This window comes from Streptomyces poriticola (genome assembly GCF_036689765.1).
Classification (GTDB): domain Bacteria; phylum Actinomycetota; class Actinomycetes; order Streptomycetales; family Streptomycetaceae; genus Streptomyces; species Streptomyces poriticola.
The window spans coordinates 85,460-97,983 of sequence record NZ_JBAGKH010000018.1 but is presented as its reverse complement, the minus strand read 5'-3'; the positions used below and the strand labels follow the sequence as shown (position 1 = coordinate 97,983).

Here is a 12,524-nt window from a genome sequence, read left to right as displayed (position 1 = left end):
CGGGTCAGCCGTGCGGGACGACCGCCACCGGGCAGCCGGCGTGGTGCAGCACGCCGTGGGCGACCGAGCCGATCCGGGTGCCGACGGCCGTGCGGCGGGACCGGCGGCCGACGACGAGCAGCTGGGCGCCGCCCGCCGCCGACAGCAGCACCTGCCCGGCGCTGCCCATCTCCACCTGCTCCACGACCGGCACGTCCGCGAAGCGCTCCCGCCACGGCCGCAGCGCCGCGGCCAGTGCCTGTTCCTCGTAGGGTTCCAGTCCCCCGGCCTCGTCGAACAGCTTCAGGGTGGCCGGGCTGTAGGCGTACACCGGCGGCAGCGTCCAGGCCCGTACCGCACGGACGGTGGCGCCCCGGGACGCGGCGGCCTCGAACGCGAACCGCAGGACGTCGGCGCTGTCCTCGGGCTCGCCGTGCTGGCCGACGACGATCTCCCGGCCGGCCGCCTCGCCGGCGGACCCGGTCTCCGCCCGGACCAGGACGACGGGGCACGGCGTCTCGGCGATCACCTGCTGGCCCACGGAGCCGACCAGGAAGCCGACGATCCGGCCGTGCCCGCGCGAGCCCAGCACCAGGGTTGCGGCGTCGGCCGCGGCGGCGAGCAGTACGGCTACGGTGTCGCCCTCCACGACGTCGACCATCACCTCCGGGCCGGGGCGGTGCCCGGTGACCGTGCGGGCGGAGGCGGTGACCGTGTCCCGCACCCACTGCTCCTGCGTGTCCCGGTGGGTCACCCCGGCCGCCTCCATCGGCTGGAACCGCCAGGCGTGCACCACGCGCAGGGGCGTCCCCCTCCGCACGGACTCCCTGGCCGCCCAGGCCAGTGCGGCCAGACTCTCCGGTGAACCGTCCCACCCTGCCGTGACCGGGCGCGTCATGCGCGGCTCCTCCCTGTGTGGCTTCGGTGCCCTGAGGTGCGTCTGCCCAGTCTTCACCAGTCCGAGCCCGGCATCCGGGAACCGGGGCCGGGTGACGGACGTTGTCCGGGCGCCCTCTCCGGAGCGCGAGCAGCAGACAGGGCGGCCTCATGAGCGAGTTGGTCCCCGCGCTCCGGGTCACCGATGCCCGGGGCCGCAGCCTCGCGCGCTTCACCTCGCCGCCGGCGCAGCGGCAGACGGGTGCTGCTGCCGGCCGAGTCCTGCCGGCGCGGCCACCGCTGGAAGCTGCGCGCCCCCGGGCAGGGGCACGCCGACGGACTGGCCGGACTCGCCCGCGACCTCGGCGTGGAGGTGCTGGACGACGGAGCGCCGGCGGACGTCGGCGTGGCCGTCGCCGCGGAGATCCCGGGCACCGCGGACGGCTTCCTCCGGGCGGTCAACTCGGCGCGTGCCGCGGCCGGTTCCCCGCCCGTGAAGCTGGACGCCCGGCTGGCCCCCGCGGCCCGCGCCCACGCCGCCGTCACGGCGGGGACGCACCGAGCGTACAGACCGGGGGCGGGATCTCCGTCTGCTCCCGCACCGGCCCCGAACGGCGGTGCGCGGCCGGCGAGAACGTCGCCCGCGGCCCACGCACCCCGGCCGAGGTGGTGGAGGGCTGGATGAACAGCCCCGGTCACCACGCCGACATCCTGGGCGGATCGCACATCTCGGGGTCGGGCCGGCGGGCGGCGGCCGGGCGGGCCCGTACCGGACGCAGGTGCTGGGCCGTTGAGGACCGGCAGCTGGGATCCGGCCGGAGGCGATCTTGGCGGAACGGGAGCGTCCGGGCGAGGATGCCGATATGAAGGGTGACCTCTTTTCCGGTGAGCACATGGTGCAGCCGGCCCGGGCTCCGGGGATGACCGTCGAGAACTCCAAGTGCATCCGCTACACGGTCGACGGCGAGATGCTGGCCCGGCAGGGCGCCATGGTCGCCTACCGCGGCAGCCTCCAGTTCGAGCGCAAGGGCCAGGGCGTGGGCGGCATGCTCAAGCGCGCGGTCACCGGGGAGGGCCTGCCGCTGATGGCGGTGCGCGGGCAGGGCGAGGCCTGGTTCGCGCACCAGGCGCAGAACTGCTTCGTCGTCGATGTCGACCCGGGCGACGAGTTCACCGTCAACGGCCGCAACGTGCTGTGCTTCGACGCGAGTCTGTCGTACCGCATCGCCACCGTGAAGGGGGCCGGCATCACCGGCGGCGGCCTGTTCAACAGTGTGTTCACCGGGCAGGGGAAGCTCGGGCTGGTGTGCGAGGGCACTCCGCTGGTGATCCCCGTCGCCCCGCAGTACCCGGTGTACGTCGACACGGACGCCGTCGTCGGCTGGACCGCCGGGCTGGACACCTCCCTGTACCGTTCGCAGTCCATCGGGTCGATGCTGCGCGGCGGTTCCGGGGAGGCGGTGCAGCTGGTGCTGCAGGGCCAGGGGCATGTCGTGGTGCGCCCCAGCGAGGCGACCCCGCAGAAGCCGCAGCAGCACTGACCGCGCCGGAAGGGACGAGGAGACTTCCTTGATCGGGATCTCGCGGATCGAAGCCGCCGCCGAACGGATCGCCGGGCATGTGGTGCGCACCCCGACGGTGCCCAGCCCGGGGCTGGCCGCGCTGCTGGGCGTGCCGGTGGCGGCGAAGCTGGAGCTGCTGCAGCGCACCGGCTCCTTCAAGGCGCGCGGCGCGACGGCCAAGTTGCTGTCGCTCGGCGAGGCCGAGCGGGCCGCCGGGGTGGTGGCGGTCAGCGGCGGCAACCACGGCATCGCCCTGGCGGTGATGGCCGCGGCGCTCCATGTCAAGGCCACGGTGGTCATGCCGCGTTCGGCGGCGGCCCGATCGGTGCGGATCGCCGGGGAGGCGGGGGCATCGGTGCGGCTGACCGACGGGATGGACGAGGCGTTCGCACTCGCGGCACGGCTGGGCGAGGAGGGGCTGACGGTGGTCCACCCCTTCGACGACCCGGAGGTGGTCGCCGGGCAGGGCACCGTCGGGCTGGAGTTCGCCGACGACGCCGAGGAGCTGACCGACGTCCTGGTGAGCATCGGGGGCGGCGGACTGATCGCCGGGGTCGCCGCGGCGCTGCGCGCCCGCCGCCCCGGGGTGCGGATCTGGGGCGTGGAGACCGAGGGCGCCGAGGCGATGTCGCGGGCGCTGGCTGCGGGCGGCCCGGTGCCCGTGCCGCTGTCGTCGCTGGTGACCACGCTGAGCGCGCCCTCGGTGTCGCGGCTGACGTACGAGCATGCCGCGGCGCTGGTCACCGAGGTGCTGGTGGTGCCGGACCGGGAGGCGGTACGGGGATCGCTGGAGCTGGCCGAGCACGCGAAGCTGTGGACCGAGCCGGCCGCGGGGTGTCTGCTGCCGGCCGCGCGGCGCGTGCTCGAGCGGGTGGGTGACGGGGCGCGGCTCGGGCTGGTCGTGTGCGGGGGCAATGCGGCCACCGCGGACATGGCGGAGTGGACCGCCCGGTTCGGGTTGCAGTGACGCGGGTTGAGTGCGGCCGGGCCGAGCGCGGACGACGGTGAATTCCGGCCTGCACAGCGGGCGTTCCCGATGACGGCAGGAACCGGCTTACCCACGGTTACCACCTGGTGGGGCGGGAATTCCGGTTCTCGCCCCGGCCCGGGGAATTCCCCGGACGGACAACGCTCCAGGTTGCCGAGGTGAGGGACGGTGTGGCCGGATCGGCCGTATTTTCTCGCACACGTGCTCGCCTTTTCATGAAGAAGCGAAAGAACACGCACCGGAGTTGGTGTTCCTTTGAACACACCCCGGCTCGCTCACCGTACCTGTGGTCAAGCTGAGAGCCAGGGCGCGAACGAGGGATGGCCATGGAAAGGGCGCAGGTCTCCACACACGAATGGGTCGCCGGAAGGTACCGCCTTCTCCAGATCCTCCACCGGGAGACGAACCGCATCTGCTGGTCCGGTGAGGACACCGAGGCCGCCCGCCCGTGTCTGGTCGCCCGGATCGGGCTGCCCGAGGATACGGCCGTGGAGAGCGCACGCCGCGCCACCGGGCGGTTCATCCGCACCTCCGAGACCATGGGGCTGCTGTGCTCGGACCGGGTCGCCGGGGCCATCGACGCCGTGGTGGAGAACGGTTCGCTGTGGACGGTGTCCGAGTGGGTCCGCGGCGTTCCGCTGAGCGAACTCCTCGCCGAGCAGGGCACGTTCAACTACGTTCGGGCGGCGCGGATCGGGCTCGGGGTGCTGGACGTGCTGGAGGCCGCGCACGGGCAGGGCATCACGCACGGGGAGCTGAGCCCCGGCCAGGTGCTCGTGCGCGAGGAGGGCTCCGTCGTGGTCACCGGCTTCGGGCTGGCCGGCGCCACCCTCGCGCCCCGGCTCACCGCACCGTCGTACGCCTCCCCCGAGCAGGCACGCGACGAGCGCATCGGTCCGGCGGCCGACCTGTGGGCGCTGGGCGCGATCCTCTACACGATGGTGGAGGGACGTCCGCCGTTCCGGGACCGCGGCAGCCCCGACGACACCCTGAAGGGGGTGGACCGGCTGCCGCTGCGCACCCCGCTGCGCGCCGGTCCCCTCACTCAGGCGGTGCAGGGGCTGCTCCGCAAGGACTCCCGGGAGCGGCTGACCCGGCCGGTGATCCGCGAGGCCCTGACCCGGGCGCTCAGCGAGGAGGCCGACGCGGTCCCTCCCACGGCCCTCCGCCCCCGGCTGCGCGGCGCCTGCGCCGCAGCCGCCCGGGTCAGCCGGCGGTGGAGCAGTCGGACGATGATCGCCGGCACCACGCTGGCCGTCGTCACGGTCACGGTGGCCGTCCTTGCCACCACCTACGGGCTGCCCGGCACCGCGGACTCGCCGGCCTCGTCGCGGCCGCGCCCCTCGGTGCCCGCCGCTCCGGACGGCACTCCCGCGCCCGGCACCCCGGCACCGTCAGCCTCCCCGGCCACCCCCTCGCCCTCCCCGTCGCCCTCCGCGCCCGCGCTGCCGGCCGGCTTCGACACCTTCACCGCGCAGGAGGGCTTCTCCGTCGCCCTCCCGGAGGACTGGCGGCGGGTGGACACCTCGCGCGTGTCCGGTGTGGCGTACCGCGTGGTCTTCGGCGCGTCCGGCGACCCGCGCACGCTGGCGGTCACCTACAGCGAGCGGGTGGGGCCGGACCCGGTGGCGGTCTGGCGCGACGACGTCGAGCCCGGGCTGCTGCGGTCGGCCGGGTACGAACGGCTCGGCGAGATCCGTGCGACGACCTACCGCGGGCGCGAGGCCGCCGACATGGAGTGGCTCGCCGAGGACGACGGCACCCGGGTCCGCACCTTCGGGCGCGGCTATCTGCTCGGCGGCGGCCGGAGCTTCTCCCTGCGCTTCACCACCCCGGCCGCCGACTGGGACGAGGCCGGGAACCAGGAGGCGCTCGCCACGTTCCTCGAGACGTTCCGCGAGCCGCGGGACTGAGGGGCGGTTCAGCCGGCGGTGTGGTGGCGCCGGGTCCACAGCGGGATCGCGAACCAGCACAGCAGGTACCAGGCGACCACGCCGGCGACCACCCACGGCACAAAGCCGTCGCCGGTGGCGACGCGCAGGATCAGCAGCAGCGAGGAGGTCGTGGTGGCGAGCAGCAGAAGCAGGCCGAGCAGGGTCAGCCGGGAGGCCCAGCGCACCGCCTGCGGCTTGACCCGCCGGCCGGACACCAGGCGGTGCAGGGACACCGGGGCGATCAGCGCGCCGGTGGCGCAGGCGCCGAGGACGACCGTCACCAGGTAGATCGTCTGGTTGGTGTCCGACAGCTCGCGGTACGTCGGCTGGAACACCACCGTCAGCAGGAAGGCGAACAGGATCTGCACGCCCATCTGCGCGACGCGGACCTCCTGGATCAGCTCGGTCCACATCCGGTCGGCGCGCTCCTCCTCGCTCTCGTCGCGCCCCCGGCGCCTGCCGGTTCCGTCCGGTTCCGCACCCGTGCCCGTCACGGTGTCCTCCCTGTGGCCGGTCGACTCTTCCCCTCCCGGGTTCCCCGGAGCCGGGATCCGTGTCCCGCCGGTCCGCGGCGGACGGCCGCGGCGGTGCGGAGCGCCCTCGCGGGCCCGGTGCGGGTGCCGGGCTACCAGCGGGACTCGACCCGGTGCCTGATCCTCCGGTCGTAGAGGTCGGCGATCGCGGCGAGGGTCCTCCCGGACAGCTCGGGCAGCCGCGCGGCGTCCGCGTTGGCGCGGGCCTGTTCCGGGGAGCGGGCGCCGGGGATCACGGTGGTCACACCGGGCTGCTGGACGATCCAGCGGAGCGCCAGCTGGGCGGGGCTGTATCCCCCGGGGGCGAGGGCGGCGAACTCGGCGGCGGCCTCGACCCCCGTGGCGTAGTCGACGCCGGAGAAGGTCTCGCCCTGGTCGAAGGCCTCGCCGTGCCGGTTGAAGGTGCGGTGGTCGTCGGCGGCGAAGACGGTGTCCTCGGTGTACCTGCCGGACAGCAGGCCCGAGGCGAGCGGCACCCGCGCGATGATGCCGACGCCCGCCCGGCGGGCCGCCGGGAGGACTTCGCGCAGCGGCTTCATGCGGAACGGGTTGAGGATGATCTGCACGCTCGCCACGTTCGGCCGGGCGATCGCGGTGAGGGCCTCGGCACAGGTCTCGACGCTGACCCCGTAGGCGGCGATCCGTTCCTCCGCGACCAGGGTGTCGAGTGCGTCGAAGACCTCGTCCCTGGAGTAGACGGGGGTGGGCGGGCAGTGCAGCTGGACCAGGTCCAGCACGTCGACGCCGAGGTTGCGCCGGGAGCGGTCGTTCCAGGCGCGGAAGTTGTCCAGGACGTAGTTCTGCGGGATCTGGTCGGCGCGACGGCCCATCTTGGTGGCGACCAGCACATGCAGATCGGGCCGGCTGCGCTGGAACGTACCGATGGTCTCCTCGCTGCGTCCGTCGCCGTAGACGTCCGCGGTGTCGAGGAAGGTCACCCCGGCCTCGGCGGCCGTCTCCAGGACCGTGAGGGCCTGGCGGTCGTCGACGTGTCCCCAGTCCGCGCCCAGCTGCCAGGTGCCCAGACCGACCACGGACGCGTGCTGACCGGATCTGCCGAATGTGCGCTCTTCCATGGTGTCAGTCTGTCATCGGGCGGCGGCGTGTCGTCCGGTGGTCAGCCGTCCGGGGTCTGCCGGGCGTGCACGGTGCGGGCCAGCCTCGGCCCGAGCCAGCGCTTGAGGCGGCGCAGCGGCTCCAGGTGCCCGGCGGCGCGGTCGAGCCGGTAGTACAGCTGCGGCGGGACATGGGGCAGCAGCGGCGAGTGGCGCTGGCCGAGCAGGGCGAACATCCGCTCCGGGGGCAGATCGATGTAGCGGGGGAGGTTCTCGTACCACTGGGCGCTGTGCCGGGCCGCGCTCTGCACCGGCAGCAGAGCGGCCTTGCGCCGGCGTTCGTAGTGGGCGAGGGCGTCCGGCAGTGCGGGGTGCGTGCGCAGGGCGGCGGCCAGGGCCATGGCGTCCTCCAGGGCGAGTGTGGTGCCGGCGCCGATGGAGTAGTGCGTGGTGTGGGCGGCATCGCCGAGCAGTACGAGGTTGCCGTGGGACCAGGTGCGGTTGGTGAGGGTGCGGAAGGTCTGCCAGGGGGCACCGTCGTCGGCCGCGGGTCGGGCGGTGAGGGGGTGGCCCTCCAGGACGCCGGCGAACAGCCGCTGCAGCAGGGCCAGGGTGTCGGGCGCCGGCCTCCGGTCCAGTCCCAGGCCGGTGAAGGCGCGCGGCTCGCACTCGACGACGCAGGTGCTGCGTTCGGGGGCGTAGCCGTAGCCGTAGGCCCAGATCCACCCGTGGGCGGTCTCGGCGAAGGCGAAGGTGAAGGAGTCGAACTCCTTGCTGGTGCCTAGCCAGAGGTAGGGGTTGCGGCCGGTGCGCCGCACGGTGCCGAAGTGGCCGGCGTACCGGGTGCGCAGCGCGCTGCCGACGCCGTCGGCGGCGACCACCAGGTCGGCGGCGGGCAGCCGGGCGGGGTCGGTCTCGTGCCGGTACTCCAGCCGGACGCCCAGCGACCGGGCCCGGTCGGCGAGGATCTCCAGCAGCCGGTGACGGCCGATGGCACAGCCCTCGTCACCCCGGTGCCGGGTGGTCAGGCCGCGGACGTGGGCGACGCCGTCGCGCCAGCGCACGGACGCCGCCTCGACGGCGCGCGCCGACTCGGGATCGTGCGTGTGCAGCCGGTCGAGGAAGGTGCGCCAGTACGTCACGCCCCAGCCGTAGGTGGAGCCCTCGGGGTTGCGTTCGTGGACGGTGATGTCGTGGGACGGGTGCTGCCGCTTCAGCAGGATCGACAGATACAGCCCGGCGGGCCCGCCGCCGACACAGACGACCTTCACTCACACCTCTGATATCTACTCATAACAGTCATTTCGCACCGCAGGGTAACAGCCGGTCGACAGGAGGCCGGCCCTTCGAATCGCGTCACCTTCCCGCGACCGGTGCACACGTCCAAGATCGGTCATCGTGCGAAACACCGCCCGCACCACGGGTGCGAACGGAAGGAATTCCCCCTTCCGGGCCACGGCACCCCGCTTCGGCGGCAAGATCATCTTGGTTCAATCCTGTACCGGATATTGGCAATTGTCCGGATCACAGCCAACCACCGTTCCGGGATTTCCCGAGCTCACGGCGTCGCAGGTAGGCATGCGGAGTCGCCAACCCTACGAACCGTCAGGAGATCCGTATGCCGGAACTCACCCGCCGCCGCGCCCTCTCCGCCGCGGCTGCCGTCGCCGCGGGCGCCGGAGCAACGGCCGCCGGGCTCACGGCCGGCGGCGCCCGGGCCGCGGCTGCCGCCGATGACCGCCACGCCCACACCCCCGGCGCCTTCGACGAGGTCTACCGGGGCCGCCGGATACAGGGCCGCCCGGTCGACGGCGGCGCCCATCACCACCACGGTGCCGGCTACGCCGTGTTCGTCGACGGCATGGAGCTGCATCTGATGCGCAACGCCGACGGCACCTGGATCAGCGTCATCAGCCACTACGACCCGGTGCCGACCCCGCGCGCCGCGGCACGGGCCGCGGTCGAGGAGCTGCAGGGGGCACCGCTCGTGCCGTTCTCCGCCCCCGCCGTCCACTGACCCCGCCCGCACAGATCCCGGGAGCCACCCGCACATGACCGTCCGCAAGAACCAGGCGAGCCTGACCTCCGACGAGAAGCGGCGGTTCGTCGCCGCCGTCCTGGAGCTCAAGCGCACCGGCCGCTACGACTCCTTCGTCACGACGCACAACGCCTTCATCCTCGCCGACACCGACGACGGCGAGCGCACGGGGCACCGCTCGCCGTCCTTCCTGCCCTGGCACCGCAGATTCCTGCTGGAGTTCGAGAGAGCGCTGCAGTCGGTGGACGCCTCGGTGGCGCTGCCGTACTGGGACTGGACCACCGACCGCACGGCACGGGCATCGCTGTGGGCGCCGGACTTCCTCGGCGGCACCGGCCGCAGCCGGGACGGGCGGGTGGCGGACGGCCCGTTCGCCGCGTCCGCCGGCGACTGGCCGATCACCGTGCGGGTGGACGGGCGCACGTTCCTGCGCCGCTCGCTGGGGGCCGGCGGGTGGGAGCTGCCGACCCGGGCCGAGGTGGAGTCGGTGCTGTCCATACCGACGTACGACATGGCGCCCTGGAACAGCGCCTCGGACGGCTTCCGCAACCATCTGGAGGGCTGGCGGGGCGTCAATCTGCACAACCGGGTGCATGTCTGGGTCGGCGGCCAGATGGCCACCGGGGTGTCCCCCAACGACCCGGTGTTCTGGCTGCACCACGCCTATGTCGACAAGCTGTGGACCGAGTGGCAGCGGCGGCACCCCGGCTCCGGCTATCTGCCGGCCGGCGGGACGCCGGACGTGGTCGATCTGAACGAGCCGATGAAGCCGTGGAACGACCAGACCCCGGCGGACCTGCTCGACCACACCCCGTACTACACGTTCGACACCGACTGATCGGCACCGCCGGAAGGCCCCGCCGGGACCGGCGCTATCCGGCCGCCGCTGTGCGGCACTCCGGGTGGCCCCAGCCCCGGTCGTTCTTCGCGATGGACTCCCCGGCGGCGTACCCGCGCCCGCACACGCAGCGTCCGGGGAACTTCGCCTTGATGGTCCGCGGCGAGGAGGCCGCCCCGCCCTTGCGGGCGCTGCCCGGCCTGCGGCGCGGCACCCCGGTCGGCGGGGTGTCCGGCGCAGGCGGCGGCTCCGGCGAGCCGAGGCCGCTGCCCGCGGGCTCCTGCGCGGTGGCCGCCTGGCTGGCGGCGCGGTCGGCGAAGTCGTTCAGCCGGTCTCCGTCGACCTGGTGGGCGGGTACGTGACGGAACTCGACCGAGCGGCCCGCCAGGAGCTCGTCGATGCGCGCCACCAGCTCCTGGTTGGCGACCGGCTTGCCGGCGGCCGTCCGCCAGCCGTTGCGCTTCCAGCCGGGCAGCCAGGTGGTGACGGCCTTCATGGCGTACTGGGAGTCCATACGGACCTCCAGCGGGACGGCGGGGTCGGTCGCCGCCAGCAGCCGCTCCAGCGCGGTGAGCTCGGCGACGTTGTTGGTGGCCCGGCCCAGCGGCCCGGCCTCCCAGCGGGCCGGGGTCTCGGTCTCGTCCGCGACGACCCAGGCCCAGCCCGCCGGCCCGGGGTTGCCCTTCGAGGCCCCGTCGCACGCGGCCACCACACATTCACGCATGGGCCCGATCATGCCATGGCGGTACCGGGCCTCCAGGTCCCCGGGTCCGGTTCAGGAGATGTCCGAGAGCTTCGGCATCTCTCCCTGGGTGGTGGTGACGTCGATCACCGAGAAGTTCGCGCCCTGCGGGTCGCTGAGCGCCGCGAACCGGCCGAACGGCGAGTCCATCGGCCCGAACCGCAGCACACCGCCGAGCCCGGTGGCCCGGGACACCGCCTCGTCGCAGTCGGGCACCGCGAAGTAGACGTTGATGTACGCGGGCACCTCCGGCGGGAAGTCGTCACCCATCTCCATCCGGCCCAGGACGGTCTGCTCGCCCAGGTCGTAGATCCGGAAGTCGATCGCGTCGTCCTCCATCTGGCGGCTCTGGTAGCCGAAGAGGGCGGGGAAGAACGCGTCGGACCTGCCGGGCTCGCGGGTGAAGACCTCCGCCCAGCAGTAGGCGCCGGGCACGGCCATCGCCTCGAAGCCCTCGTGGGTCCCGGCCTGCCAGAGGCCGAAGACGACGCCGCCCGGGTCGCGGGCCAGGCACATGGTGCCGAAGTCGCCGACCTGCATCGGTTCCATCAGCACCTCGCCGCCCGCGTCGCGGATCCTCGCGGCGGTCGCGGCCGCGTCCGCCGACGCGAAGTAGAGGCACCACTGCGACAGGCCCTCCTGGCCGGGCATCGGCGGCACCACCGCCGCAACCGCCTTGCCGTCCGCGTAGGCGGTCGTGTAGTCACCGAACTCCGACGAGGACTCGCCGAACGTCCAGCCGAGGACCTCGCCGTAGAAGCTCTTGGCTCCCTCGAGGTCCGTGAACATCGCGTCGGCCCAGCAAGGGGCTCCCTCAGGTTGTGCGGCCATGGCCGAAACCTCCCGTTGAGGTGGTTGGTCGATCGGGTCACGGGTGCGTCTTCGTCGGTGGCAGAGGGTGGGTCTGCCGGTGTTCGGCCCGGTTCCTCACGCTACTCATCCGCCTGCGGGTGCGCGCGCCGAGCAGCGCCTTCCGACCGGCGGACGTCTTCCGCGCACGGCCCGGGTGTGTTTGCCTGGGGGCCCTTTCGGTGGCGGGGGCGGGAGTTGCCGTATGCGCAGGGCGTGGGTCGCTGGGCTGCTGCTGGGCGGGGTACTGCTCGGTGGGTGCCAGGATCCGGCGTCCGAACCGGCCGGGCCGCCGCCGACCGCGCCGGGCGGCCCGGCCACCACCCACCGGCGGGCCGCCGCCGGCCCGGACGCCGCCTCCCCGAGCTCCTCGGTGCCCGCGAATCCGCCCCGGGTGCTCTACCTCGGCGACTCGCTCGCCATGGAGAACCAGCAGATCCTCGGACAGGAGCTGCGCGAGCGGCTGCGGGCCGCCTACACCAGCGCGCCGTACTCGGGGACCACGCTGTGCGACTACCTGGAGGGCGTCCCCGGCCGGTCCCTGGTGCCCGCCCGCCACAAGGCGGCGGCCCTGGTGCGCTCGGTGCGGCCGGACGTCGTGGTGCTGCAGTTCTGGGGCAACTCCTGGGGCTACACCCCCTGCATGGACCAGATCACGTACGACGCCTCGCGCCGGCGCTACGCCCAGCGGTTCGAGGCCGACGCGCGGCGGCTCACCGAGCAGATCGCGGCGGCGGGCGGGGCGCACCGGCCGCGGATCGTGTGGGTGCTGCAGGGCCCCGACCCCGTCACGCCCGAGCGGGTCCGGCTGGTGAACGGCGTCTACGAGCGCGCGGCGCGGGCCTCCGGCGATCTGGTCGCCGACGCCGGGAGGACGGTGAGCCGGGCCGGGGCCCGCTACGCCTGGGTGCAGCACCTGCCGTGCACGGAGTACGAGCGGGCCCGTGCCGAGTACTGCACCGAGCCGGCCCGTGACCGTGCTGCCCTGCACCGCGACGACGACCACCTGCACTTCTGCCTGGCGCCGACGACCTCCACGCCCCGGCCGTGCCCGGTCCGCTCCCCCGGCATCCTGCGCATGGCCCGGGAGATCACCCGCGTGGTCGGCGAAGGGGCCGCACTCCGCTGAG

13 protein-coding genes are annotated in these 12,524 nt (G+C 73.7%); 7 read left to right on the top strand and 6 right to left on the bottom strand.

Going from position 1 to position 12,524, the window contains the following annotated elements; all coding sequences use genetic code 11:
- Positions 1-4: 4 nt before the first annotated feature.
- On the bottom strand, positions 5-877 hold the full coding sequence (locus tag V5O46_RS21430) for a universal stress protein (RefSeq protein ID WP_332886265.1): 873 nt from the start codon (positions 875-877) through the stop codon (positions 5-7).
- 240 nt (positions 878-1,117) lie between these two features.
- On the opposite strand from V5O46_RS21430, the gene V5O46_RS21425 reads away from it, so the two are divergent.
- From V5O46_RS21425 to V5O46_RS21410, 4 genes are all read left to right on the top strand, one after another.
- A complete protein-coding gene (locus tag V5O46_RS21425; RefSeq protein WP_332886264.1) occupies positions 1,118-1,540 on the top strand; it encodes a CAP domain-containing protein in 423 nt (140 codons plus the stop codon).
- Positions 1,541-1,718: 178 nt separating this feature from the next.
- Entirely contained in the window at positions 1,719-2,396 is a 678-nt protein-coding gene (locus V5O46_RS21420) for an AIM24 family protein (protein ID WP_332886263.1), read from the top strand.
- Between the two features lie 28 nt (positions 2,397-2,424).
- Entirely contained in the window at positions 2,425-3,384 is a 960-nt protein-coding gene (locus tag V5O46_RS21415) for a threonine/serine dehydratase (protein WP_332886262.1), read from the top strand.
- Positions 3,385-3,725: 341 nt separating this feature from the next.
- Complete coding sequence (locus V5O46_RS21410; protein WP_332886261.1) at positions 3,726-5,318, top strand: serine/threonine-protein kinase; 1,593 nt, start codon at positions 3,726-3,728, stop codon at positions 5,316-5,318.
- A gap of 8 nt (positions 5,319-5,326) precedes the next feature.
- Here V5O46_RS21410 and V5O46_RS21405 read toward each other — a convergent pair whose 3' ends face one another.
- The 3 genes from V5O46_RS21405 to V5O46_RS21395 all read right to left on the bottom strand — a co-directional run bounded on the left by V5O46_RS21405 (position 5,327) and on the right by V5O46_RS21395 (position 8,198).
- Complete coding sequence (locus tag V5O46_RS21405; RefSeq protein ID WP_408649033.1) at positions 5,327-5,752, bottom strand: DUF6328 family protein; 426 nt, start codon at positions 5,750-5,752, stop codon at positions 5,327-5,329.
- A 212-nt stretch (positions 5,753-5,964) separates the two neighbouring features.
- Positions 5,965-6,948 (bottom strand): aldo/keto reductase, encoded by a 984-nt coding sequence (locus tag V5O46_RS21400; RefSeq protein WP_332886259.1) that lies wholly within the window; start codon positions 6,946-6,948, stop codon positions 5,965-5,967.
- A gap of 41 nt (positions 6,949-6,989) precedes the next feature.
- Positions 6,990-8,198 carry an FAD-dependent monooxygenase gene (locus tag V5O46_RS21395; protein ID WP_332886258.1) on the bottom strand — a complete coding sequence of 403 codons (1,209 nt, stop codon included), beginning with the start codon at positions 8,196-8,198 and terminating at the stop codon, positions 6,990-6,992.
- 347 nt (positions 8,199-8,545) lie between these two features.
- On the opposite strand from V5O46_RS21395, the gene melC1 reads away from it, so the two are divergent.
- Both melC1 and melC2 read left to right on the top strand, forming a co-directional pair.
- Positions 8,546-8,944 carry an apotyrosinase chaperone MelC1 gene (gene melC1 / locus V5O46_RS21390; RefSeq protein ID WP_332886257.1) on the top strand — a complete coding sequence of 133 codons (399 nt, stop codon included), beginning with the start codon at positions 8,546-8,548 and terminating at the stop codon, positions 8,942-8,944.
- A 34-nt stretch (positions 8,945-8,978) separates the two neighbouring features.
- The gene (gene melC2 / locus V5O46_RS21385; RefSeq protein ID WP_332886256.1) at positions 8,979-9,803 is read left to right on the top strand and encodes a tyrosinase MelC2; all 825 of its coding nucleotides are present in this window, start codon (positions 8,979-8,981) and stop codon (positions 9,801-9,803) included.
- Positions 9,804-9,837: 34 nt separating this feature from the next.
- Here the strand turns inward: melC2 and V5O46_RS21380 are convergent, their stop codons facing one another.
- Both V5O46_RS21380 and V5O46_RS21375 read right to left on the bottom strand, forming a co-directional pair.
- On the bottom strand, positions 9,838-10,539 hold the full coding sequence (locus V5O46_RS21380) for a ribonuclease H family protein (protein WP_332886255.1): 702 nt from the start codon (positions 10,537-10,539) through the stop codon (positions 9,838-9,840).
- Positions 10,540-10,578: 39 nt separating this feature from the next.
- Entirely contained in the window at positions 10,579-11,376 is a 798-nt protein-coding gene (locus V5O46_RS21375; RefSeq protein ID WP_332886254.1) for a VOC family protein, read from the bottom strand.
- Between the two features lie 223 nt (positions 11,377-11,599).
- Here V5O46_RS21375 and V5O46_RS21370 point away from each other — a divergent pair, with 223 nt between their 5' ends.
- Complete coding sequence (locus V5O46_RS21370) at positions 11,600-12,523, top strand: SGNH/GDSL hydrolase family protein (protein ID WP_332886253.1); 924 nt, start codon at positions 11,600-11,602, stop codon at positions 12,521-12,523.
- The last annotated feature ends 1 nt before the right edge of the window (position 12,524 follow it).